This window comes from Opitutus sp. ER46 (assembly GCF_003054705.1).
Taxonomy (GTDB): domain Bacteria; phylum Verrucomicrobiota; class Verrucomicrobiia; order Opitutales; family Opitutaceae; genus ER46.
Map to the genome: position 1 here is coordinate 1 of NZ_QAYX01000012.1, position 21,114 is coordinate 21,114.

The following is a 21,114-nucleotide window of genomic DNA, read 5'->3' on the forward strand; positions in this document are numbered from 1 at the left end:
GCGGACGGAGTGCAGGGGGGCGAGGGGGGCGCGGGGCGAGGGGCGGGGGGGACGGAGGGAGGACGGAGGACGGAACGTGTGGAGAAAGAGAACGAGAAAGATGGGGGGAGGGGATGGGGCTTGGCGAAGGCGACGCGAGGCTGTTTACCAGCGGGGTGAACCTTCGAATTTCGCGGATGCTGGTGGCGGCGGTGCTGATGTTGACGGCGGTGGGGCCATTGCGGGCGGGGAGGGCGGAGGAGCTGATCCGGATTCACGTTGAGGCGCTGGGCGGGCGGGAGCGGATTGCGGCGCTGACGGCGATTCGCGCGACCGGGACGGTCGTCGTGGGCGACAAGCGCACGCGCTTCACGATGCTTGCCGCGCGTCCGAACCGCGTGCGGATCGAGACGGAGAACGCCGGGCGGACGCTGATCCAGGTGAGTGACGGCGTGAATGCGCCCTGGGAGTTCGACACTGGCGATTGGCCGCCGCGCTACCGGGACATGGCGAAGGGAACGGCGGCGACGTTCGCCGCGGACGCGGAGTTCGACGATCCGCTGATCGCGGGGGCGGAGCGGGGCTTCACCTTTGACTACGCCGGCGAAGTGAAGGCCGAGAACAGGACTCTCCTGCGGATCCTGGTCACGCGGCGGCTGACGGAGACGTTCTCGCTGCTACTCGATCCCGACACCTTCTTCATCGTGAGCCGGCTCGAGGAGCGGACGACGCCCTCGGGTGGCAAGACGACCGTGGTGACGCATTTTGCGGACTATCGTCCGGTGAACGGCGTGCTGATGCCGCACCTGATCGCGCTCGTGATCGATGGGAAGCCGCGGCAACAGACGATGGTCGAGTCCATTCAGCCCAATCCGGAGCTGCCGGCGGACGCGTTTGCTCGGCCGGTCGGAATCAAGCTGCCGAAGCGCTGAGGTCGACCGGGTGGAGCTGGGTGGGGAAAACAAAAGGGCCGGGACGAAAGGCCCGGCCCGTGAACGAAGATCGATCTCGTGCAGGAGAACGGCCCTGACGGTCAATCCTGCTGCTGGGCGCCGGGCATGCCTGGCATCTTGCCCTGCATCATCCCCTTCATCATGCCGCCCATGTCGAATTTCTGGTAGTCGGCGGGCGGGACGAACATCGAATCGGCGACGGATTCCTTGCTGACGGCGGTGGCCTCGAGTTTGAAGGCTTCGCCGCCCTTGCGGTCCTTGGTGACGACGCGAAGCGGGAACGCGTTCTTGCCCTGGAAAACCTTTTCCCAGGCCTGCTGCTGACCGTTACCGCGACCGCCCCCGGGGGCGCCGGAGCCCGTGCCGAGGAAGAGTCCGAGCTGATCGGATATCCAGACTTCGGAGACGGAGCCCTTGGACGTCGCGATGTACTTGGTGGTGTCGTACCCGCAGATCTTCTCGTGGATGTTGGTTTTCTCGACGGTGGTGTCGCCCGTGTTGGCGATCTCATTGGACGCGGTGCCCTGGGGGATGGGCTGCACCATGTACATCTTCTGCTGCGGCATGAGGATGACGGCCTCGTGCTTGGCGGGATTGATGATCATGGCGGTGTTCATCTGCTCCATCTGCACCTCGACGCGGGCTTGGCCGCCCTTGAGGTAGTAGGTCATGGGCAGCTTCATTTCCCGGCCATTGGTCATGGTCATGGCGATCTTGCCTTCGAATCCGGCCGCGACGGCGGCGATGGGAGCCAGCAGGAGCAACGCAGCGATGAGGGGACGCAGGTTTTTCATAGGGGTGAGGGCCTATTGATCGCACGTCACGGGCGGGGAGTAAACGGGGTTTTTGTCTACCGATTATGAAACTGCCTTCGCTGCAGGCACTTCACGCGACGATGGCGCGGTCCCGCGGTTCACGGTCGTCCCGACAGCCTGGCGCCGGCGAGCGGCTAGAGCGGGCGCGTGGTGCGGCCGGACGGGAAGGCGGAAGGCGGGGACGGGCCGAACCAGCGCTGGCTTGCCAGCGGTGACGGGGCGGGGTGGATTGGCCGCATGGCACTCTTCGGTTCGGTCAAAACGGTTCGCGCGCAAACTTCGCAGACGCCTGCGTTTGCGACGGCGTGGACCTATGTGGAAGAACTGCTGCGGCCGGGTTCGGTCGCGCACAATCGGTTGTCCCGCCTGGCGCCGGGCAGTTCGGAGAAGCACGAACTCGCGCACGGGGTGATCGCGATCGAGCAGGCCTATGAGACGAAGCCGCGGCCCGAGGGCTTTTTCGAGGCACACCGCAAGTTCATCGACATCCAAGTGCTGCTGGCGGGCGACGAGCTAATGGAGGTCGTCGACGTGGCGTTTGCCAAGGAGCGCGAGGCTTACCAGGAGGCCCGGGACCTGATCGTGTACGAGGACGTGCCGACGGCGTCGCGGCTGCGGCTGCGGGGCGGCGAGGCGGCGGTGTTTTTCCCGCCCGACGTGCACATGCCCTCGCTGCGCAGCGGGACCGCGCCGGTGGTGGTGCGCAAGTCCGTCCTGAAGGTGCCGGTGGCGGGCTGAGCGGGCGGGCGCGGGCGGAGGCGGAATCGCCTCCGCCGATCGCGCGCCTCCTGCGACCCTCGCGGCAGATCCGACTCCCCCCTTGAACTACCGGCACCATTACCACGCGGGCAATTTTGCGGACGTGATGAAGCACGTCCTGCTCGTGCGCCTGTTGCGGGCGCTGCAGCAGAAGCCGAAGCCGTACCTTTATCTGGATACGCATGCCGGCCGCGGGGCGTATGACCTGCGGGCGGCGGCGATCGGCGACACGCTGGCGCGCACCCCGGAGTGGCCGGACGGCATCGGCCGGTTGTGGCATCGGGCGGGACTGCCGGAGCCGGTGGCCGACTACGTGGCGCTGGTGCGGGAGTTCGACCGGGCGCGGGGCAATCTTGAGTCGGAGGTGCGGTACTATCCCGGTTCCCCCGTGCTCGCGAGCCGCGTGCTGCGGGCCGAAGACCGGCTGGCATTGTGCGAGAAACACCCGGCGGAGTGCGACGCGCTGCGGCTGGAATTTGGGCGCCGGCGGACGGGACCGGAGGGCCCGGGAGCGGCGGTGCAGGACATGGATGGCTACACGGCGATCCGGGCGGTGCTGCCGCCGCGAGAGCGCCGGGCGTTGATTCTGGTGGATCCACCCTATGAGGCGCAGGACGAGTTTGCGCAGGTGGCGACGGCGCTGGGCGAGGGGCTGAAACGTTTCCCCAGTGGGGTGTTTGCGCTGTGGTATCCGCTCACGGAGCGGGCGCGCGTGCGGGATTTTCTCTCGGCCATCGTGGCGGGCCGGCCGCCGGCGACGCTCGTCGCGGAGCTGGCGATCGCGGGCGACGAGGCGGCGCGGAAGCTCAAAGGCTGCGGTCTGGTGATCGTCAACCCGCCCTGGCGTTTCGAGGCCGAGGCGCGCGGCACCCTCGGTTTTCTTGCCGACGTCCTGGCCCAGGAGCCGGGCGCGGCCGGGCGCGTGGACTGGCTCGTGCCGGAGCAATAAAAAGGCGCGAACCGGGAAGGTTCGCGCCGCGAGCGGATCAGGGGCTCAACGGCCGGTCTGGAGTCCGCGCCGCACTTCCTCCGCGACGGTGCGCGGGTCGAACTTCAGCGACGACAGAACCAGCGGCGGTGCCTTGAACACGGGCCGATTCCACGTCACGTCCGACTGCGACGCCACGCGCACCATGGCCGGAGGCTCGGGCAGGCGTTGGGGGTGGTAATCGGGCAGGGCGTGCATGACTGAAGATCGAAGACCCAGGTCGGACTGGATTGTGCCGTCGAAAATCCGGAAATTCTCGGCGCGCGGCCGGTCAGCGCCGCTTGCTGATGCGAGGACGGAGTCCGGCGGTGAACGGCAGCTCCGAATTGAACTGGAGCGGCGTGGGCAGCGAGGGCGCGCGAAACACAGGCGAGCCCCACTGGACGTCACTGCGCGTCACGACGTGGACGCTTTCGGCTATCTGCGGGGAGGGACCGACGACGAGACGGAGCCAATGCTGGGGAAACTTCATGGGGAATGGGGAATAACAAGGATTGAATCGGCACACCCGTGGAACGGGTTGAGGGGAAAGGTTAAGGCGGGCGGGGAAAGCTGGCGGAAAGACCGCGGAGGCCGCGGACGCTGGAGCGCGGAATGTTCGACAGGCGGGCGACGCGCGGGTGCCGTGCTGACGCACAAACGTCACGCGCGATTCTCCGAGGGCCGCGGGGCGATGGCGGGCGGGGCCAGAAGGCGCCGCCGACCACGCGTTCCGCGGCCGTCGGAGGAAAGCTAGGCGACGCGGGCGAGTCCGATACGGGCGAAGGCCTGCTTCGGCAGCGTCACGGTGAGGACGCCGTTGCTGACCTCGGCCTGCATCGCGGTGTAGTCGAAACCATGGCCGAGCCGGAGCTTCAGCCGGTAGTCGCGCTGGACGCTCTCCAGATGCAGGGCCTGCCAGTTGACGCGGACGACCTGCGGCTTGCGCGCCGTGATCGTCAGGTCGGCGCCGGAGCCTTCGATGTCGATGCCCGCGGCAGTCACGCCTGGCAGATACACGACGAGCTTCAACGCGTCGGCCTGCTCGTCGCAGTCATAGTGCGGCTGGCGGAACGTCTCGGAGGACGCCGGAGTCGCAGTACGCTTGCGGCTGCTGGAAACGAACGGGTGGATGATCGTGTGCATGGGAGGAAATGAATGGAAGCATTCCTCGGGGGCTTGGGGCCGCCGGGCTCTTGGAGAACCAAAATGCTTCCGAGTGGAAGTTTTAGTTCTGGTGGCCCGCGACGGTGTTTTTATTCCAAGCGGAAATAACGACCGGTCGCATCGTGACACAGCGCTGCTGGACGCGGGCCTTCGTAAACGAAGTGCCAGCGGACAGGCTGTGGCGATGATGGAGGGACGCGGTCATTAAGAAGAGACGTTGGCGAAGCTGCAGATTGCAGGAGGCGTGCCAAGCACGATTTTTTCCGCAGCGTGTCAGCAGACCCTGTGAAAGGGGCGGTACAGTCGGAGTGGCGGGAGTTGGGCGGGGGGAGTGGAGAGACGGAGGGAACGGAGCTGGAACGGAGGGATGGAGACGGGGAGGCGGAGGACAGATGGAGACTGAGACGGGGGGAGAACGAGAAAGATTGCCAGGCCCTCAATCCCTCAATCCCTCAATCCCTCAATCCCTCAATCCCTCAATCCCTCAATCCCTCAATCCCTCAATCCCTCAATCCCTCAATCCCTCAATCCCTCGAGAGTAAGAGGAAGAGGAAGAGAAAGAGTGAGACCGGGACCCGGGGGTTGCGCCGGGGCTGGGGAGGTGATGAGGTCCACGGGCAATGACCGCGTTCGCCGACTCCGTTACCACTGTGGAAGAGATCAAGCAGCACGTGCTCGCGTTTGCGCGGGAGCGTGAATGGCTGCAGTTCCACACGCCGAAGAACCTCAGCATGGCGCTGGCCGCCGAGGCCGGGGAGTTGATGGAGCACTTCCTTTGGACGACCCCCGAGCAGTCGCAGGCGGTCGCGCAGGACCCGCTGAAACGCGGCAAGATCGCCGACGAACTTGCCGACGTGGTGATCTACGCCATCGAGTTTGCGAACGCGACGGGCATGGACCTCTCGGCGGCCATCGAGGCCAAGATGATCGCCAACGGGAAGAAGTACCCGGTCGAGAAGGCGCGCGGACGCGCCGACAAGTACACGGAACTCTGAGGCGCGTTCGCTCGCGGCAGTCCTTCCGCCCCAGTCGCGCCGGTGGTGATGGTTAGTTGTTCTCGCAACAGCAGCCGCAGTCACCCCCGCAGGACGGCGCGGGCGGCGCCGCGTGCTGCGTGATGACGCCGTAGCCGCCGGAGATGAGCCGCCGCACCGATTCCCCGGTGGCGGGATCCTTCGTCAAAGGCGCGTCGTGCATCGACTGCTGCAACTCGAACTGGCGCGGCTTGCGACCGGGCTTTTGCGGGATGGTTTCGTAGATGTACGTGGGCATGAGGAAAGCGCCGGAAGCTAAGCGGTGACGCTTCCGGATCAAGCGGATCAAGCGCGTGCTGCCCCGTGGCGGCGCCGGCTCAGAACGTGTCGCCCTTCCAACCCCACATCCCGCGCTTCACGTCGATGAACTTGACGTAGATGCGGTCGCACGGGACGCCGAGGTGTCCCTCGATCATCTGGCACAGCGCCTCCGACAGGTCCTTGGTGCGCTGCGCAGGCAGCCCGATGCTCTTCAACTCGAGGAACGCGAGCGGATCGTCGCTGCCGGCAAAGAGCATGGGGGTGTCGGCCTGCAGCGCGACCATCACGAAGCTCTCCGGTTTGCCGAGCAGCTCCGCGATCAACTGGGAGGCGTTCTTGAGGACAGCGCGTTCGGCTTTCTTGGACAGGGGAAGGTTGGTCTGGATTTTGAGGTACGGCATGGCAGTCCTGGGTTGACGGCTGGGGAGGCGTGATGAACCGAATGGTAGTTTCGCCGCCGAACGACGTTCCCGCAACTGCTCGAAATGAAAAGCGCCCAAGTCGTCAGAAACTACTATGTGCTGCCTTGCTGCCTGCTCCTGCTGAATCTCTGCATCGAGCTGGTGAGCTATAAGGCGAAGATGATCTATGACGTGATGCTCCGCACCGCGGCGATCATGGGCATGGTGTTGTTTGGGGGCGCGATCGTGGGGTTTCTGGTGGCGCCGGCGATCACGTCGGCGGTGGTGGCGCTGCAACGGAACAGCCGGGCGCGGTTTGGCGCGCTGGGCGAGGCGTTCTTCCTGCTGGTGCTCGGCTTGATCGTATTCTGGCTGTACTATCGCGTCTACATCGTCGGGCCGGAGTCGGTGCTGCCTCGCAGTTGGCACAATCCGGCTTGAGGCGGGCGGTCAGGCCTTTGGGCGAAAGGCGGGCATGCTTGGCGCGGTCTCAAGGCGGGGCCCGCCGATCAGGTCGATGCAGTAGGGAATCGCGGGAAAGACGGCCTCGAGGTTCTCGCGGATCGCCTTGGGACGGCCGGGCAGGTTGACGATCAGGCACCGGCCGCGGATGCCGGCGGTCTGCCGCGAAAGGATCGCGGTGGGCACGTAGCGCAGCGAGGTGGCCCGCATAAGTTCGCCAAACCCCGGCAGCATCTTCTGGCAGACGGCGGCGGTCGCCTCGGGCGTGACGTCGCGCGGGGCCGGGCCGGTGCCGCCCGTGGTGACGATGAGGCAGCAGCCGGCGACGTCGGCCATGCGCTGGAGCTCGGCCTCGATCACGGGCTGCTCGTCGGGCACGACCTGATAATCGACCTCGAACGGTGAGGTGAGCCATTCGCGCAGGAGGGCGACGCAGGCCTGGCCGGGGATGTCGGCGTAGACGCCGGCGCTGGCGCGGTCGGAAACGTTGATGACGCCGAGACTGATCATGGAAGGGGGCGGGAGACGAGCGGGGTTAGTTCGCGGGAGAATTGTTCGCGGAGGGCGGCGGGGGAGACACCCTGTTCGCGCAGCGTGCGGAGCGCGAGCGCATCGTGGCGTTTGGCCAGCCTGTGACCCGCGGCGTCGAGGACGAGGGGAGTGTGGAAGAACGCGGGCGCGGGCAGGCCCAGGGCGCGAAACAGCAGGAGCTGGCGAAAGGTGCTGCGGATGAGGTCTTCGCCCCGCACGACCTCAGTGACGCCGAACTCGCCGTCGTCGACCGTCGTGGCGAGCTGATAACTCGGGGTGTCGTCGCGGCGCCAGACGATGAAATCGCCAAAGTCGCGTCCGGCGATCGCCCGCTGTTCGCCGGCGGCGCCGTCGGTGAAGCGCAGTGGCTCGCCATCGGGGACGCGGAAGCGCCAGTTCACGCCGGGGGTGTCCAGCGGAGGGAGCGGAGTGTCGACGCGCGGGCGGAACTCGCGGGGGTAGACGGGCTCGTCGTCGACTCCGCCCTCGTGGGGAGCGCCGGCGGCCTCGAGGACATCGCGGCGGGAGCGGGTGCAGGCGAAGAGGGCCCCGGCGGCGTGCAGTTGGCGCAACGCGGCGCGGTACCGGTCGAAACGCGTACTCTGGGCGAGCATCGCGCCATCCCAGTCGAGCCCGAGCCAGCGAAGGTCCTCTTGCATGGCGCTGACGAACTCGGAGCGGCAGCGGGCGCGGTCGAGGTCGTCGTTGCGCAGGAGCAACCGGCCGCCGGCCGCGCGAGCGCGCTCGGCGGCCACCCAGAATGTGCGAGCGTGCCCGAGGTGGAGGAGCCCGGTGGGGGATGGCGCGAGCCGGCCGATGTAGGGAGTGGACAAGGAAGAGACTTGGTTGGGCGCCGGCCGGGTGAGCGGCGGGCGCGGGCGGGGCGGGCGCGGGGTGAGCCGGCGGCTCCGGTGCCAGCGGCTGGCAAAGCCGGAGCGCGGGTCGGCCCCGCGGGTGACCTCGAGGACGTTGAGCTGAGAGCGTGGCGGGCGGAGCGGCAAGCGCTTCCTCGGGCGGGCGGGGACGGGTGAGTTGGTGGTTGAGCGGCGAGGCGGCGGAGCCCAGTTTGGGCGCTTCGTCTCCGTGCTGAACTTGAACACGCCTCTTCCCGCCAAGCCCGCCGTCTCCTCCTCCCGTTTTCTCTGTGTTTACTGTGCGTCCAGCGACCGGCTGGACCCAAAGTATTACGCGGCGGCGGCCGAACTCGGACGCGAGATGGTCCTGCGCGGCTGGGGGCTGGTTTACGGCGGCGGCAAGACCGGGGTGATGGGGGCGGTGGCGCGCGCGGTGAAGCAGTCCGGCGGCAAGGTGGTGGGGGTGATCCCGGAGTTCATGAAGGCGCGGGAGCTGGCCTACAGTGATGCGGACGAGATCGTGACCGTGGTCACGATGCGGGAGCGCAAGCTGCTGATGGAAACGCGGGCCGATGCGTTTGTGACCCTGCCCGGCGGCTGGGGCACGCTCGAGGAAATCATGGAGATTCTCACGCTCCGGCAGTTGGACGTCGTGCGGAAGCCATGTGTGATCTTCAACCAGGACGGGTTCTATGATGACCTCCTGCGGATGTTCGACCGCATGCTGACGGAGCGTTTCTACAAGACTTCGAACCAGGACCTGTACCGCGTCGCGGGCAGCGTGCCGGACGTGTTCACGCACCTCGAGGCCGGCGTAGGACCATTGCGCGAGTCGAAGTGGTTTGAGACGCGCTGAGGCCAGACGTCAGACGTCCGATGTCAGACGTCAGATGTCAGAGGTCTGGGGTGCAGACGTCGGATGTCAGATGTCACCTCTGAGCTCTGACATCCGACATCTGACATCTATCATCTGACCCCTAGCGGCCGCCGGAGTGGTAGCGGTAGCCGGTCTTGGGGATGACCTCGATCCAGTCGCGGACGTTGAGGTCGATGCGCTCGAGGGATTGGCCGAGCTTGCCGAGGAGGACGCGCATGTTGCTCGTGTCGCCGGCGAAACGGCGGCCGAGAAGCTCGGAGTACATCGCGTGGTAGCTGACCACGTCGTCATGGCGCTCCGAAAGCAGCTCGGCGAAGGCGAGTTCGCGCGGCGTGAGCGTCGTCTTGCGGCCGTCGCACTCGATGGTGCGGGTCGAAGGCCGGACGACCGCGCTGGCGAACGGGAAGGTGCGTGTGACGGCGCGGGGCAGCTCGGCCTGGCGATCGGTGCCGGGCGCGGCGCGGTAACGATCGAGGTACTCAACGAGGACGTCGGCCCGGGCGGGATCGCGGTGCACGCAGTCCGCCCCGAGTGCGACCTGGCGGGCCTCCTGGGCGGACGAAGTCCCGGCGGCGAGGAGCACGATGGTCTTGGTCGAGGGCAGGAGGCCGGCGGATTTCAGGGCGGCGAAGACGTCGTCGGAATAGCCATCCTCGAGCCGGTTGCGCACGAGCACGACCCGAGGCAGGGTGTGGCCAAGCAGGGCGCGAAAGGCGCGGACCGACTCACACTCGAGGTGCGGCCAGGAACGGCTCTCGCACAAGGAGCTCAGGGCGAGGCGTTCGGCGGGGTTGCTCGAGACGATCGCGATCACGCGGGGCGGTTAAGTGGGAAGGACCAGAACCAGCTGAAAGACCTCGCCGCTGGATTCGACGGCGATGCCGAGCAAGCCCTTGGCCTTCTGCATGCCGAGCACGAGCCCGCGCGCGGTGATCGCGGGGAGAGGGGTGCTCGCGCCCTTGAGCCAGGCCTCGGCCACGGCGCGGTTCAACGGCGCGGCGCCACAGGTGACCGTGATCGTGACGCCGGCGTGGCTGGTGAGCGCGTTGCGGCGATTGATCCAAAGGTGTTGCCGGTAGCGGGAGTCCCTGGACGCATTTTCGAGGCGGGCCACATGCTCAGTGGTCACACGGACGGTGGTTTCGGGCGCCGTGGTGTAGAGGGCGAGGCCGATCGCGGGCACCATCATGAGCAGAAAATCGATGCCCGAGATCTCGCGCACGATCACCTCGTCGCTCGCGGGCGTGACGTCGACCGTTTTGTGCATCTCCTCGGCATGGCTCATCCGGGTGGCAATGTTGATGGCGTGCCGGAGCCCGGGATTCACCACGGCGGGCGAGGTGTCGCGATTGCCGTAGGCGGAGTCGAAGAAGCTCTCCGTCACGAGGATGGCGGCATCGGCGGTTTTGCGTGCTTCCTCGAGGCTGCGCAGGAGATGGCCGAGCGAGGGATCGGACTTGGCGCGCTGGTTGAGCAGGGTGGAGCTGCTCAGCAGGTGGGCGTGGATCGTGGTGAGGAGGCCGGCAGTCTGGAGCAGGGCGTCGCGGGCGCTCTCGGAGGCGACGAGCTCGACCTCGCGTTCGAGCTGGGCCGACTGGAGGTCCTGCACCATCTCTTTCGAGTGCTGAGCCAGGGCACGCTGGTGGCGCCGGTTGCGGGTTTGCTCAATCCAGCCCGGAATGCGGTCCTCGAAGCCATCGCGGTCGGGCAGGGGCTTGCCGATGAAGTCGAAAACCTGGAGCGGAATGGCGCGCCGGAGGTTCTCGTCGGTGTCGAAGGCGCTGAGAAAGATGAAGCCGAGCTCGGGGTCGGTCTTTTGCGCCTCCTCGACAAAGGTCAGCCCGTCCATTTCCGGCATGTGGATGTCGGCGATGCACAAGTCGAAACGCTCGCGCTCGATGCGATCGAGGGCTTCGCGGGCGCTGAAGCAGAACGCCAGGTCGTAGTCGGACCCGATGCGCAGGCGCAGCGACGCGTGGATCTGGCGTTCGTCATCGACCACCAGGATTCGAGGCATGAGCAGGTCGGCAGACACCCGGTTCATCACCTGGTGTGATGCCGGATCGCCGCGCCGGGCGTCAAGGGTCTGCCTGGCCGCCTCCCGGCGGGTGGGGAAGCAGGGCGGCAAGCGCGCGGCGGCGCTTCTCCTCCTCCTTTTCGCGCACGCGGACCTCCGCAGCGACGGCGAAGACGGTATCCTTGCCGATCACGCACCCGCGCCGGCCGGGAACGCAGTCCGTGTGGAGACGAAGGCAGTACTCGTCGTCGGGCCGGAAATGCGGGCAGGAGAAACTCATCGGGCGGGTGAGGCTCCGATCAAGCGCCGGCGGTGCGGGTGGTCAACGTCGCGGGATGGCGGAATGGGGCGGGGCTTGATCCGGGACAAGGGGGAGTCGGGGGGCGTTTTGGGGAAAAGAGCTTGATGAAATCCCTTTTCAACTTGGTCGCAGGTCGTTAGCTGCTCGCGCCATGAATCGGACGGATCGACTCGTAGCGATGGTGATGCACCTCCAGGGGCGGCGGGTGGTGCGCGCGGAGGAGCTGGCGCGGCGCTTCGAGATCAGCCTCCGGACGGTTTACCGGGACATTTCGGCGCTGGCGGAGGCGGGCGTGCCGATCCTGGGCGAGGCGGGGGTGGGGTACAGCTTGGTGCGCGGCTACAATTTGCCGCCGGTGATGCTGACGGCGGACGAGGCGGCGGCGCTGGCGGTGGGGGCGCAGATGGTGCGGCAGTTTGGCGACGCATCCGTGGCGGAGCCGATGGCCTCGGCGATTGATAAACTGCGGGCGATCCTGCCGCGGGAACGTCAGGAGCAGGTAGACAGGCTGGGCCGGCAGACCGTGATCCGGAACCCCACCTGCCGGCCGGCGGCGGAGCCGCAGACCCAACCCTGGCTGCTGGCGGTGCAGCACGGCGTGGCGCAGCGCCGGGTGTTGCGGTTGCGGTACCGCTCCAGCGCGGTGGGGGAGGAGACGCAGCGCGACGTCGAGCCACTGGGCGTGGTTTTCTATGGCGGAGCCTGGTACCTGGTGGCGTGGTGCCGGTTGCGGGGAGATTTCCGGCACTTTCGGGTGGATCGCGTGCAGGGGTTGGAACTGTTGCCGGAGACCTTCGCGGCGCGGCCGGATTTTTCGCTCACGCGGCACCTGCGCGAGCAGGACAAGCGGGATGAGTCGGAATCGGCGCGCGTGTGGTTCTCCGATCGCGCGATCAAGCGGGCACGCAACGAGAGCCAGGCGACACTGATCGAGGAACGTCGGCGCGACGACGGGGCGGAGTACACGATGTTCACCTTTTCCCTCGAGTGGCTGGCGCGCTGGCTCCTCGGTTTCGGCGCGGACGCGGAAGCCATTGCCCCGATGGAGTTGCGGGAACAGGTCCGCCGGCAGGCCGAGGCGATCGCGGAGCGGCACAGCGACGCCCTGGTGGCGGGCTGAGGCTCCTGACACAAGGTTGTCAGTGCCCGGTGGTAGGATCGCGGTCCTACCATGATCTCGATCAAAGAATTCGCATTCACCGGGTATCCGGTGACGGACATGACCCGCGCACGCGCGTTTTACGAAGGACTCCTGGGGTTGAAGCCGGCCTCGGTGTTTGAGCACGACGGGCGGCATTGGATCGAGTACGAGGCCGCGGGCGGCACGCTGGCCATCACCAACATGGCGGAGCAATGGAAGCCCTCGAGCCAAGGGCCGTCGATTGCGCTGGAGGTCGTGGATTTCGGCGATGCGGTCGCGCAACTGAAGGCGGCGCAGGTGCGGTTCACCTTGGAACCTGTGAGCACCGGTGTGTGCTCGATGGCGGTCGTACTCGATCCGGATGGCAACTGTGTGACGGTGCACAAACGCAACGCTCCGTGAACGCTCCCGTTCCCACGCCCGAAGCAACGGCCCCGTCCGGCCATCGCCAGCCACGCCATAGCCGCAACCCGCGCGAGCGTGAGCGGGCGATCGGCCCGGGGAGCCATGAGCTGCGGGGGCTCTACCTGCGCGGACTTTTCAGCGTCCTGAAAGTCGACCCGGCGGCGCCGGGGTCGCGCCCGCGGTCCTGAACCTCAAACCAAACGTCACATGTACACCGCCAATCGTCTCTTCTATGTCGAATTCTACGCCCGGGATCCGGAGCGCACCAAAGCCTTCTTCGGGGACGTCCTCGGCTGGACGTTCAAGGCGTACGGTCCCGATTACACGGAGTTTTCCGACGGCGCCATGACCGGCGGAATCGTGCGCGGGGATCGTCGCAGTCGGATCGCCGACGGCGGCGTGCTGCTGGTGACGTACACGCCGGAGCTGGAGCGGATGCGCGACCTCGTGGTGAAGCACGGCGGGACGATCACGCAGGACATCTTCGCGTTTCCCGGCGGTCGGCGGTTTCACTACGCCGAGCCGAGTGGCAACGAGCTTTCGATCTGCGCGCTGGACGAGTGAACGGCGCCGCAGGTCGGTTGACGCGGGTGGCGGCGGGCCCTTGATTGCCCGGCGATGCGATACGCACTTCCTCCGCTGGGCATCGCCGTGACGACGCTGCTGCTCTGCTCCTGCGTGGGGCCGACTGGCACGCCGCCTGACACCCGGAAGGTGTACACGGCGGCCGATGCGCGGCCCGATTTCTCCGATCGGCGCACGGCGCTGGTGCCTGATGCCATCCCGCCCGGGGTGCATGTTCGCTATGCCAAGACGGACCAGGTAATCCGCTGTGCGCGCCGGCTCGCCGAGAGCTTGGTCGACGACGAGCTGGATATCTACGCGGATACCGTGCTGGTGCAGCCGGGCGCGTGGCGCGTGGTCCAGGGGCTGCGGCCGATCGGGGACGCGGAGTCCCGGGAATTGAAACTGCTGACGCCGGGCGTTTCCCTCGAGGAGATGACCGAGAGCGCGCTGATTGGCCGGGTGCTCCGCAGCGAGGCGGACAAGACGGCGCTGGCGCAGAGCATCGAGTCGCTCTTGCGGGAGGCGGGACCGTACCAGGTGCGGACGCTCACGGCGGCGGAGATGACGAAGTGGTGGCAGTACACCGGGGCGGAGATCGCCGAGCCGGTGTTTGTCGTCGCCTCGCACTCGGGAACGTACGCGTTCGTCTTCGCCTTCGACGCAGACGATCGGATCCACGTCGTGGACGAGCTCCGCGCGCTGCCTGACCTCGACTGATCTGGCGGGCTGCGGCGACGACGCGGGCCTGCCGAGGACCGGTGGCGTCGGTGCGAGACGGCTTCCTCACGTCCCGCGGCAACCCGCCCGGAGAGGTGGGCGCCACGGGCGCGGAAACAGGATGGACGAGCGTCGGCGGGACACCCGCGGTGCCCGCCGCGTAGCTCAGGGCACGAGGGCGGGATCGAGACCGATCGTGCCGACGAGCTGGTCGAGGTAGCTCGGCGACCGGGCGTTCGCGAGGGACAGCTTGGTGGAGCTGAGACGCTCGCGGACGAGGAGGCCGTCGGCTACATCGGCGTAGTTCTCGTGGCCGAGGAACTTTTCCAGGTACTGGGCCTGCACCTCGTACTGGCGAACGTCCCGCCGCTGCTGCGCCTTGAGTCGGTCGGCGTACCACTCGCTGGCGAGCATCGCTTCGCGGGTGAATAGCTGGCGGAACTTCGGGTCGCTCGGCCCCATATTCTCGTAATGGCCGTCACGCATCACGTGGAGGAGTGCGTACAACGGCGGGATGGCCTGCTCAATTGAGCCATCGCTGAAGTACGAGCATGCGGCGGTGCGCATCGCCTGGATGATGTTCTCCATGCCCTCGGCGAAGACAGCGGCGCCCTGCAGTTCGGGGCGGAGCAACTCCTCGTCGAACAGCGTGCTCGGGTTGCTGAGCACGCGGCCGCAGAACGTCTGGACGAAGCGCGCGGTGATGCGCCAGCCGAGGCGGCTGGCCAGCACGGGATGACCCTTGTGCTCCCAGTCGGTGCAGCGCTCGAGATAGTCGTTTTCGATGAGGAACTTGGGCGTGCGCTCCTCGGGCGACATGCGCGCCCAGATTTCCGGCACCAGGAGGCTGATGTCGTGATCGATGCGGCACTTCGGGCCGATCCAGCCGGCGGCCGACGAGAACACCGCGAGGTCGGTCAGCAGGGCCGACACGAGCGCCGCGTTGAGATCGTGGATCGGGGGCAGGGCGTTGAACGGTCCCTTGGTCAGCGCGCCTTCCGAGCCGGCGCCAGTGGTGGATGGCGACTTGCCGGTGAGGCTGGCGATGTAGTCCATGAACGCCTCGGGGAACTCCTGATAGTGGAGCGGACCGAAGACGCAGAGCGGCTTCACGCCGGGCTCCGGCGGGTTCAGCCGGCGGCCCGACAGCACGGCGGCCACGGGGAAGAGCGCAGGAGCGCTGGTCGGCACGCGCCGGTAGAGCCGAGCCCCCACTTGCGCGAGGTAGGTGGTGCGCGGGTCCTCAAGATCGGGACGCTTCTGCAGGTAACGCGGGTTCTTCGAGGGTTTGCCGTCGATGATGCGCGGGTGCGCGGGCGAGGCCAGGAAGGCCGGGCGGTCGGCCGCGAGGAATTCGCGGAAGATCCGCTGGACGGGCGCAGTGAACGCACCGAAGCCGATGGCGTCGTCGACGACCGCGCGGGCGGCGTCGTGCGTCAGCGGCTCGTAGTTCGACATGAAGTTCCCCGGCTGGGAGAAGTCCCGTTCGGTGCGTTTGTCGTAGCCGCGATGGATGGCGTCATCGGGCCGCTGGAACAGCGAAAACTCGCAATTGTGCACGAACTTCAGCGAGCCGCCGGGAGGCGCCCATTCCGGGAGCCCGGTGAGCGTCCGCGCGGGCACGACGACCGAGGCGGTGATGTCGTCCTCGGCCTGGATCTTGACCGCGGGGAAGAAGTCCTTGCGCAGACTGAACGTGCGCCAGCCGCCGTCGGGAGTGAAACCCACGCGCAGGTAGTGTGTGAGCACCTTCTGGCGGTGGTATTTGATCTCGTTGCCGGGTCGGCCGTTGATCGTATCGACGCTGAAATGCCGGCGCCAGTCCTCGCCCCACTCGGGCTTGTAGTAGCGCTTGATGAGGAGAACCAGGTCGCGGATGTAGTGCGGGATCGTGTCGAGCCACGCGTTGTACTCGTCGGTGTAATCGGGGCTGCGACTGAGCAGCTTCACCACGGAGCCCAGCGAACGCTCGAGGCTGAGGAGCGGCCGGCCGTGCGGGGTGTTCTGGCTCGGATCGCGGAAGCGCATGCCGTACTCGCGCTTCAGGATCTGGTCGATCAGGTCGAAATCGGCGGTGAGGTTGCTGACGAAGTTCGGCCCGATGAATGTCGCGTCGGCGATCGACTTGGAGATCTCGGACTTGCCGCCGCCCGAGACGGTGCAGGGCTTGTGGCACAAGATGCCTTCGGAAGTGGTGCCGCGCAGCCGCCAGCGGCGACCGTCGTCGGGGTTCACCATCTCAACCTTGTAGCCGGAGGGCAGGACGTAGGTGTGCTGCGGCAGCAGCTTGATCGTGTGCGTGCCGGGGCCGTCGCGCCAAGTGATGGTCTGCTCGCGTAACTGGAAATAGGCATCCTGGGGCACGTAGCAGATATCCCGGTACGTGCGATCCACCGCCCAGCCGCCCGGCTTCACCTCGATGCGGTCGCCGAGCTGCGAATACACTTCGGTGAACGAATGGTCGACGCCCGCGAGGCTCTTGCTCAGCCGGAAGTCGTCGCCGAGGTCGTAGCTGGGGAACACGATGGCGCCGCCCGCGTGCTCCTCTTCGCAACGGCCGAGGAGGTTGGCCGCGAAGCTGATCTGGGTCTTAACCTCCTTCTTGCAGTACCCGAAGTAGTTGTCGGCGATTAGCGTGATCATCACGCCGCTCGTGTCGCGGGCGCTGAGCTTGAAGGCGACGCCGTCGTTGTAGAGCTCGTCCGGATTCTGCCAGCACATCTTGTCGCGGCGCTGGCGCTCGGTGGCGTCGGCCCACTTGGGCAGGCCGACTTCGCGCTTGGTGAGCGTGGTCAGGTGCGGGGCGAGGATGACGCAGCCGGTGTGGCCGGTCCAGTGCTCGGGATCGAGGGCGGCGTCGTTCTCCGGCAGGTGTGGGTCGCCGCCGTTACCGAAGATGCGTTCCACGAAGTCGAGGTTGGCGATCAGCGAGCCGGGCGCGAAGAACCGGGTCTCCATCGAGCGCTGCGGCGTGAAGCCGGGGACTTCTGGGCACACCACGGGCCGCAGGTGCAGGGAGACGAAGCACTCCGCCGGGCGCGGCGCGTTGGCGGTGAAGGGCAGGCGCATCAGGTCGCTCGGCGGCGTGAGCGCGGCGCGCAGGAGCCGGCCAAACACGTGCACGGGGACCGCCTTCTTGTCGTCCGGGATCGGCAGGCCGAGCTGGGCGATGTGGAAGGTGCCCTGGGTCGTGCGGCGATCGCTCTTTGGGTTGTGCAGCACGCCCTGGCGCAGCCGGTACGACGACAGGATGTCGCTCTGGTGCTTGTCGGAATCCGGCGGGAGCGACAGCACGCGGGCGAGGCCAGGGCGGTCGAGGACGAGCGTCATCGCCGGCAGGCGCGGCACGTCGCAGTGCGCCTCCAGCTGGTCGTAGAGGAAGTTCTGCAGGCGCTGGTCGATGGGGCAGAGGTGCCGGGCGAGCGCGCGGTCCTTCTCCCGGCTCAGCGCCAGGAAATGGTCCACCAGCGGGGCGAGACCCTCGGCCGACGCATTGGGCAGCGCGGGCTGGCCGATCTCACGCAGCTTCAAGTTGAGGTAGGCGATCAACTGTTCGTCGTTGTCGACCGAACCGGTGCTGGGCTTCTGGGACGGAGCGGAGGGCATGATATGGGTCACGTGATCGGAGCAGAACGGAGACATGCTAACCAAGCCGCGGCAAACCGTCTTTTGCACCGGGGATTGCCGGGTACTACGCATATGTTGCAAGCCGCCGTTCACGGCGTATTTACGTAAACTCAAGCGAGCAGTCACCCGCCCCTGGCAGGTTGGCCCCAAATGAGGGCTTTTTGCCGGGCCGAGCCGGGCGGCGCGCGAGGCCGCGGGGGCGCACATCGCCGCGCTCGTCAGTGCGTCGCCGGCGCCGGGCCGGCTGGACCGACGGCGGAGGGCAGAGTGGCGAACTTGAACGCGAGCTTGGGGCTCAGACAGCGACGTGCGAGGGCGGCGATCTCGGCCCGCGTGATCGCGGCGATGTCGGCGGTGCGGTTGCGCGCCGCGCTTAGGCGGAGCGGACGCTGCTGCGGGTCGCTCAGGACGGTGGCGCCCCAGTAGGCGTTGGTCCGAAGGTCGTCGGCCATCGCCCGGAGGTACGGCAGGCGGGTGCGCTCGAATTCGTCCGCGGTCGGACCCTTGCGGGCGAGACTCGCCGTCTCCTGTTCCAGGAGGCGCAGCACGGCGTTCATCTTGGCCGGCGCAATCTCGGCGTAGAACACGAAGAAGTTGGCGTTGGAGAACCCCAGGATACGGTCAAAGCTCACGGACGGCGCGTAGGTGGCGCCGAGTTCGTCCCGCAGGCGCACGCGCAGCCGCTCGGCGAGGAGCGCCGCGAGAAAATGGCAGCGCCGCTCCTCCTCGACGCTCGCGACCACGGGCATCGGCCAGTACCAGGCCACCGCCACCTGCTTCAGTTCGGGGCTGATGGGGTAGGTCCGAATGCCGTCGGGCACCGGCGCCAAGGAGAGCGGCACATCGGCGGTGCGGGTGGTGACGTCTGGCCGGTTGGGCAGGGCGCCGAGGGTGAGGCTCACCGCCTGCCGCGCATCCTCCCAGCTCACGTCGCCCACGATGCTCAGCTCGACGGGGCCGGAGGTGAGCTGCGGTTCGAGCCACGCGCGCAGTTCGCCCACGTCGGTGCCTGAAGTCTCCTCGAACGTGGGGGTGCTGAAGCGCGGATCGCCGCTGAAGATCTCGCGCATTGCGGCGATGGCGAAGGGCCCGCCCGGGGAGGCGGCGAGTGATCCGTAGACTGTGCCGATCTGGGTCTGCACCTGCCGTTGGATGTTCGGACTGAAGGCCGCGTCGGTCATGTAGGCGGCGATGACGCGCAACGTGAGCTCCAGCTCGCGGCGCGCGCAGCGGGCGGTGAACACACAGGCGTCGGGCTGCACGTGGAAGCTCACCTGCAAGGCGTGGCTGCGCAGAATCCGGGCCAGCTCCTGCTCCGTGTGCCGGCCGAGACCGCCGGCGGCGAAGCCAAGGTCCGCCTGGAGCGCGAGCGCGGGCCGCGAAAGGAGTTGGGACTGCTTGCCGTCGCCCACCCGCACGCGCACCTCGACCGTGTCGGCATCGAAGGCCGTGGTCTTGAAGTTGAGGCGAACGCCGTTGGCGAACGCGGCCAGGCGCACATCGAGGTCGGCCAGGTGCTCGTCGCGCACCAATCTGCCGGCGGGGCCGAAGTCGCGGTAGGCAAATTCCGGAATGGCTCCCTCGGTGGGCGGAAGCACCGGCTGCTCACGGCTGGCGTTCATGGCAGCGGCCACCTCCTGGTCCGTGACCGTGAACTCGGAGTTGGCCGACACGAACACGGAGGCCCCGCCCTGGAGCCATACTGCGCGGAGTGCGCGCAGGCAGTCTTCCGCCTGGACGGCTTTGAGCGCGGGTGCGAGATCGCGCTGGCGTTCCGCCGGCGTGGTGAAAACCGCGCCGTTTAGCAGGGTGCCGAGGAGTTGCTGGCAGAGCCACGGCGACGGTCGGGTGGGTGCGGAGCGGACGTGTTCCTCCAGGCCGGTGATGAACATCGCGCGTGCCTCCTCCATCTCGGCGGTGGTGAAGCCATACGCCACCGCCCGCCGGTGCTCCTGTTCGAGTTCGCAGGCCACCTGGCGCCACTCGGCCATGCGGCCGCCGGCGGAAACGCACGCCACCTCCCAGTCGCGGAGCCCCTCCGACACGTAGGCCGAGGGCACGGCGAGCGCGACCTTGCCGGTGCTGGCGAATTGGCGCAGGCGCAGCTGGAGCATCGCCATCCCCAGGTCGCGATGCAGCTTCGCCACACGGCGCGAGTGGGTGTCGGGCCCGGGCGGCCGCGGCAAGGGCTTCTCGAGGCAGAGCGCCATCCCGACGGTGCCCGGATCGCGGTGCACGCCCACGTTCTTAATCCAGGCAAGGTCGTTGGGGCCCGGTTCGGGCCGCGCCGCCGCGCGGGCGCGCAAGGAGCCAAACTCGGCGGCGATCAGGTCGCGCAGCTGCGCGGCGTCGATGGCGCCGACGGCGATCACCGCCATGCGTTCGGGGCGGTACCAGGCATCGTAGAACGCGACGAACTGCTCGCGCGTGAAGGTGCGAATTTGGCGGGCATCGCCGATGACCTTGCGCTTCACCTCGCGCGAATTCGGCCACAGCAGCCGGGTGTTGAAAAAGGACGCGCGATCGTCCGGCGTGTCGCGCAACGCCATCTCCGCGAGCACCACCCCGCGCTCCTGCTCGATCTGCGCCTGGTCGAAGGTCACGCCGTCGGCGTATTCCCGGAAGGCGTGCAGGCCAGCGCGGATCGTCGCCTCCCGGGCATCGGGAAGTTCGAGGTGGTAGATCGTGTAGTCGAACGTCGTGAAGGCGGTGCTGTCGGGCCCCAGCGCGATCCCGAGCCGCTGCAGCGCCGCCGTCATTTTCCCGTTGGGGTAATCGCGGGTGCCGCGGAAGGCCATATGTTCGACGAAGTGCGCGAGCCCGCGTTCGTCGTCGTTTTCCTGGCGCGACCCGACGCCCACGACGAAACGCAGCGAAATCTGGTCCTTGGGCTCGGCGTTGGGCAGCAGCAGGTAGCGGACGCCGTTCGGCAGGACGCCATCGATGAGGAGCGGATCAGGGGGCAGGTCGCTCTGCACCGGGCGCCATGGCGAAACGGGCGCGCTCGGCTCCGCGCCGGAAACCGGGAAAACGAAGAGGACGAGGACCAGGGCGAGGAGGGTCGCGGCGCGAGACGGCATGCGGAAGAAGGCTGAAAGCTGAACGCTGAAGGCCGAAAGCGGAAAGCTGAAACCGGCGGGGGCGGAAAGGGCGGAGTCAGGAGGCTGGGCCGGCGCGTCGGCGCGTTCTAGCCATCCCGTCCTCCGGCGGTTCACGACGGCTTGCCGGTCTTGGCCGGTCTTTGGTTGGCGTGATATCGGAAAATCCGCGGAGGCGTGC

General features: G+C 67.4%; 23 protein-coding genes. 10 read left to right on the plus strand and 13 right to left on the minus strand.

The features are described 5' to 3' along the window. Positions 1–155: 155 nt before the first annotated feature. Positions 156–911: a hypothetical protein gene (locus DB354_RS00580; protein ID WP_146180048.1), complete on the plus strand. Its 756-nt coding sequence runs from the start codon at positions 156–158 to the stop codon at positions 909–911. 101 nt (positions 912–1,012) lie between these two features. Here DB354_RS00580 and DB354_RS00585 read toward each other — a convergent pair whose 3' ends face one another. Further along, positions 1,013–1,726, minus strand: coding sequence for a DUF4412 domain-containing protein (locus DB354_RS00585; RefSeq protein ID WP_107833490.1), 714 nt, complete (start codon positions 1,724–1,726; stop codon positions 1,013–1,015). 258 nt (positions 1,727–1,984) lie between these two features. On the opposite strand from DB354_RS00585, the gene DB354_RS00590 reads away from it, so the two are divergent. Together DB354_RS00590 and rlmJ are read left to right on the plus strand one after the other, a co-directional pair. Beyond that, positions 1,985–2,485, plus strand: a complete 501-nt coding sequence (locus tag DB354_RS00590) for a YhcH/YjgK/YiaL family protein (protein ID WP_107833491.1) — start codon at positions 1,985–1,987, stop codon at positions 2,483–2,485. 82 nt (positions 2,486–2,567) lie between these two features. After that, complete coding sequence (gene rlmJ / locus DB354_RS00595; RefSeq protein WP_107833492.1) at positions 2,568–3,455, plus strand: 23S rRNA (adenine(2030)-N(6))-methyltransferase RlmJ; 888 nt, start codon at positions 2,568–2,570, stop codon at positions 3,453–3,455. 45 nt (positions 3,456–3,500) lie between these two features. Here the strand turns inward: rlmJ and DB354_RS00600 are convergent, their stop codons facing one another. From DB354_RS00600 to DB354_RS00610, 3 genes are all read right to left on the minus strand, one after another. Continuing rightward, on the minus strand, positions 3,501–3,692 hold the full coding sequence (locus DB354_RS00600) for a hypothetical protein (protein ID WP_107833493.1): 192 nt from the start codon (positions 3,690–3,692) through the stop codon (positions 3,501–3,503). Positions 3,693–3,765: 73 nt separating this feature from the next. Beyond that, positions 3,766–3,966 carry a hypothetical protein gene (locus tag DB354_RS00605; RefSeq protein ID WP_107833494.1) on the minus strand — a complete coding sequence of 67 codons (201 nt, stop codon included), beginning with the start codon at positions 3,964–3,966 and terminating at the stop codon, positions 3,766–3,768. 260 nt (positions 3,967–4,226) lie between these two features. Continuing rightward, positions 4,227–4,619 carry an Hsp20/alpha crystallin family protein gene (locus DB354_RS00610; RefSeq protein ID WP_107833495.1) on the minus strand — a complete coding sequence of 131 codons (393 nt, stop codon included), beginning with the start codon at positions 4,617–4,619 and terminating at the stop codon, positions 4,227–4,229. 641 nt (positions 4,620–5,260) lie between these two features. Here DB354_RS00610 and DB354_RS00615 point away from each other — a divergent pair. Continuing rightward, the gene (locus DB354_RS00615) at positions 5,261–5,635 is read left to right on the plus strand and encodes a nucleotide pyrophosphohydrolase (RefSeq protein ID WP_107833496.1); all 375 of its coding nucleotides are present in this window, start codon (positions 5,261–5,263) and stop codon (positions 5,633–5,635) included. A 52-nt stretch (positions 5,636–5,687) separates the two neighbouring features. On the opposite strand, the gene DB354_RS00620 is transcribed toward DB354_RS00615, so the two are convergent. Together DB354_RS00620 and DB354_RS00625 are read right to left on the minus strand one after the other, a co-directional pair. Beyond that, complete coding sequence (locus DB354_RS00620) at positions 5,688–5,912, minus strand: zinc ribbon domain-containing protein (RefSeq protein ID WP_107833497.1); 225 nt, start codon at positions 5,910–5,912, stop codon at positions 5,688–5,690. Between the two features lie 79 nt (positions 5,913–5,991). Continuing rightward, on the minus strand, positions 5,992–6,336 hold the full coding sequence (locus DB354_RS00625; RefSeq protein ID WP_107833498.1) for a phenylpyruvate tautomerase MIF-related protein: 345 nt from the start codon (positions 6,334–6,336) through the stop codon (positions 5,992–5,994). 84 nt (positions 6,337–6,420) lie between these two features. On the opposite strand from DB354_RS00625, the gene DB354_RS00630 reads away from it, so the two are divergent. Further along, complete coding sequence (locus DB354_RS00630) at positions 6,421–6,777, plus strand: hypothetical protein (protein WP_107833499.1); 357 nt, start codon at positions 6,421–6,423, stop codon at positions 6,775–6,777. A gap of 9 nt (positions 6,778–6,786) precedes the next feature. Here the strand turns inward: DB354_RS00630 and mog are convergent, their stop codons facing one another. Both mog and gluQRS read right to left on the minus strand, forming a co-directional pair. Further along, positions 6,787–7,308 carry a molybdopterin adenylyltransferase gene (gene mog / locus DB354_RS00635; RefSeq protein ID WP_107833500.1) on the minus strand — a complete coding sequence of 174 codons (522 nt, stop codon included), beginning with the start codon at positions 7,306–7,308 and terminating at the stop codon, positions 6,787–6,789. Continuing rightward, the gene (gene gluQRS / locus DB354_RS00640; RefSeq protein ID WP_107833533.1) at positions 7,305–8,162 is read right to left on the minus strand and encodes a tRNA glutamyl-Q(34) synthetase GluQRS; all 858 of its coding nucleotides are present in this window, start codon (positions 8,160–8,162) and stop codon (positions 7,305–7,307) included. The genes mog and gluQRS overlap by 4 nt, the downstream gene beginning before the upstream one ends. A 259-nt stretch (positions 8,163–8,421) precedes the next feature. Between gluQRS and DB354_RS00645 the strand changes: the two genes are divergently transcribed. Continuing rightward, complete coding sequence (locus tag DB354_RS00645; protein WP_107833534.1) at positions 8,422–9,039, plus strand: TIGR00730 family Rossman fold protein; 618 nt, start codon at positions 8,422–8,424, stop codon at positions 9,037–9,039. Positions 9,040–9,160: 121 nt separating this feature from the next. On the opposite strand, the gene DB354_RS00650 is transcribed toward DB354_RS00645, so the two are convergent. The 3 genes from DB354_RS00650 to DB354_RS22440 form a co-directional block, all read right to left on the minus strand. Further along, positions 9,161–9,874 carry a winged helix-turn-helix domain-containing protein gene (locus DB354_RS00650; protein WP_107833501.1) on the minus strand — a complete coding sequence of 238 codons (714 nt, stop codon included), beginning with the start codon at positions 9,872–9,874 and terminating at the stop codon, positions 9,161–9,163. Positions 9,875–9,883: 9 nt separating this feature from the next. Then, positions 9,884–11,077, minus strand: coding sequence for a response regulator (locus tag DB354_RS00655; RefSeq protein ID WP_158277300.1), 1,194 nt, complete (start codon positions 11,075–11,077; stop codon positions 9,884–9,886). A 61-nt stretch (positions 11,078–11,138) separates the two neighbouring features. Then, positions 11,139–11,357 carry a hypothetical protein gene (locus tag DB354_RS22440; RefSeq protein WP_199226760.1) on the minus strand — a complete coding sequence of 73 codons (219 nt, stop codon included), beginning with the start codon at positions 11,355–11,357 and terminating at the stop codon, positions 11,139–11,141. A gap of 172 nt (positions 11,358–11,529) precedes the next feature. Between DB354_RS22440 and DB354_RS00660 the strand changes: the two genes are divergently transcribed. The 4 genes from DB354_RS00660 to DB354_RS00675 all read left to right on the plus strand — a co-directional run bounded on the left by DB354_RS00660 (position 11,530) and on the right by DB354_RS00675 (position 14,208). Then, complete coding sequence (locus tag DB354_RS00660; protein ID WP_107833503.1) at positions 11,530–12,498, plus strand: YafY family protein; 969 nt, start codon at positions 11,530–11,532, stop codon at positions 12,496–12,498. Positions 12,499–12,549: 51 nt separating this feature from the next. Next, positions 12,550–12,921, plus strand: a complete 372-nt coding sequence (locus DB354_RS00665) for a VOC family protein (protein WP_107833504.1) — start codon at positions 12,550–12,552, stop codon at positions 12,919–12,921. A 210-nt stretch (positions 12,922–13,131) separates the two neighbouring features. Further along, entirely contained in the window at positions 13,132–13,488 is a 357-nt protein-coding gene (locus tag DB354_RS00670; RefSeq protein ID WP_107833505.1) for a VOC family protein, read from the plus strand. Positions 13,489–13,542: 54 nt separating this feature from the next. Continuing rightward, entirely contained in the window at positions 13,543–14,208 is a 666-nt protein-coding gene (locus DB354_RS00675) for a hypothetical protein (RefSeq protein WP_107833506.1), read from the plus strand. Positions 14,209–14,373: 165 nt separating this feature from the next. Here DB354_RS00675 and DB354_RS00680 read toward each other — a convergent pair whose 3' ends face one another. Both DB354_RS00680 and DB354_RS00685 read right to left on the minus strand, forming a co-directional pair. Further along, the gene (locus tag DB354_RS00680; protein WP_107833535.1) at positions 14,374–17,814 is read right to left on the minus strand and encodes a hypothetical protein; all 3,441 of its coding nucleotides are present in this window, start codon (positions 17,812–17,814) and stop codon (positions 14,374–14,376) included. Positions 17,815–18,053: 239 nt separating this feature from the next. Beyond that, on the minus strand, positions 18,054–20,915 hold the full coding sequence (locus DB354_RS00685; protein ID WP_107833507.1) for an insulinase family protein: 2,862 nt from the start codon (positions 20,913–20,915) through the stop codon (positions 18,054–18,056). Positions 20,916–21,114 lie beyond the last annotated feature (199 nt).

Bases quoted from the DNA above. Each gene is read 5' to 3' on its own strand.
- DB354_RS00585 (WP_107833490.1), bottom strand. From the start codon at position 1,726: ATGAAAAACCTGCGTCCCCTCATCGCTGCGTTGCTCCTGCTGGCTCCC.
- DB354_RS00590 (WP_107833491.1), top strand. From the start codon at position 1,985: ATGGCACTCTTCGGTTCGGTCAAAACGGTTCGCGCGCAAACTTCGCAG.
- DB354_RS00600 (WP_107833493.1), bottom strand. From the start codon at position 3,692: ATGCACGCCCTGCCCGATTACCACCCCCAACGCCTGCCCGAGCCTCCG.
- DB354_RS00605 (WP_107833494.1), bottom strand. From the start codon at position 3,966: ATGAAGTTTCCCCAGCATTGGCTCCGTCTCGTCGTCGGTCCCTCCCCG.
- DB354_RS00610 (WP_107833495.1), bottom strand. From the start codon at position 4,619: ATGCACACGATCATCCACCCGTTCGTTTCCAGCAGCCGCAAGCGTACT.
- DB354_RS00615 (WP_107833496.1), top strand. From the start codon at position 5,261: ATGACCGCGTTCGCCGACTCCGTTACCACTGTGGAAGAGATCAAGCAG.
- DB354_RS00620 (WP_107833497.1), bottom strand. From the start codon at position 5,912: ATGCCCACGTACATCTACGAAACCATCCCGCAAAAGCCCGGTCGCAAG.
- DB354_RS00625 (WP_107833498.1), bottom strand. From the start codon at position 6,336: ATGCCGTACCTCAAAATCCAGACCAACCTTCCCCTGTCCAAGAAAGCC.
- DB354_RS00630 (WP_107833499.1), top strand. From the start codon at position 6,421: ATGAAAAGCGCCCAAGTCGTCAGAAACTACTATGTGCTGCCTTGCTGC.
- mog (WP_107833500.1), bottom strand. From the start codon at position 7,308: ATGATCAGTCTCGGCGTCATCAACGTTTCCGACCGCGCCAGCGCCGGC.
- DB354_RS00655 (WP_158277300.1), bottom strand. From the start codon at position 11,077: ATGCCTCGAATCCTGGTGGTCGATGACGAACGCCAGATCCACGCGTCG.
- DB354_RS22440 (WP_199226760.1), bottom strand. From the start codon at position 11,357: ATGAGTTTCTCCTGCCCGCATTTCCGGCCCGACGACGAGTACTGCCTT.
- DB354_RS00660 (WP_107833503.1), top strand. From the start codon at position 11,530: ATGAATCGGACGGATCGACTCGTAGCGATGGTGATGCACCTCCAGGGG.
- DB354_RS00665 (WP_107833504.1), top strand. From the start codon at position 12,550: ATGATCTCGATCAAAGAATTCGCATTCACCGGGTATCCGGTGACGGAC.
- DB354_RS00670 (WP_107833505.1), top strand. From the start codon at position 13,132: ATGTACACCGCCAATCGTCTCTTCTATGTCGAATTCTACGCCCGGGAT.
- DB354_RS00675 (WP_107833506.1), top strand. From the start codon at position 13,543: ATGCGATACGCACTTCCTCCGCTGGGCATCGCCGTGACGACGCTGCTG.
- DB354_RS00680 (WP_107833535.1), bottom strand. From the start codon at position 17,814: ATGCCCTCCGCTCCGTCCCAGAAGCCCAGCACCGGTTCGGTCGACAAC.
- DB354_RS00685 (WP_107833507.1), bottom strand. From the start codon at position 20,915: ATGCCGTCTCGCGCCGCGACCCTCCTCGCCCTGGTCCTCGTCCTCTTC.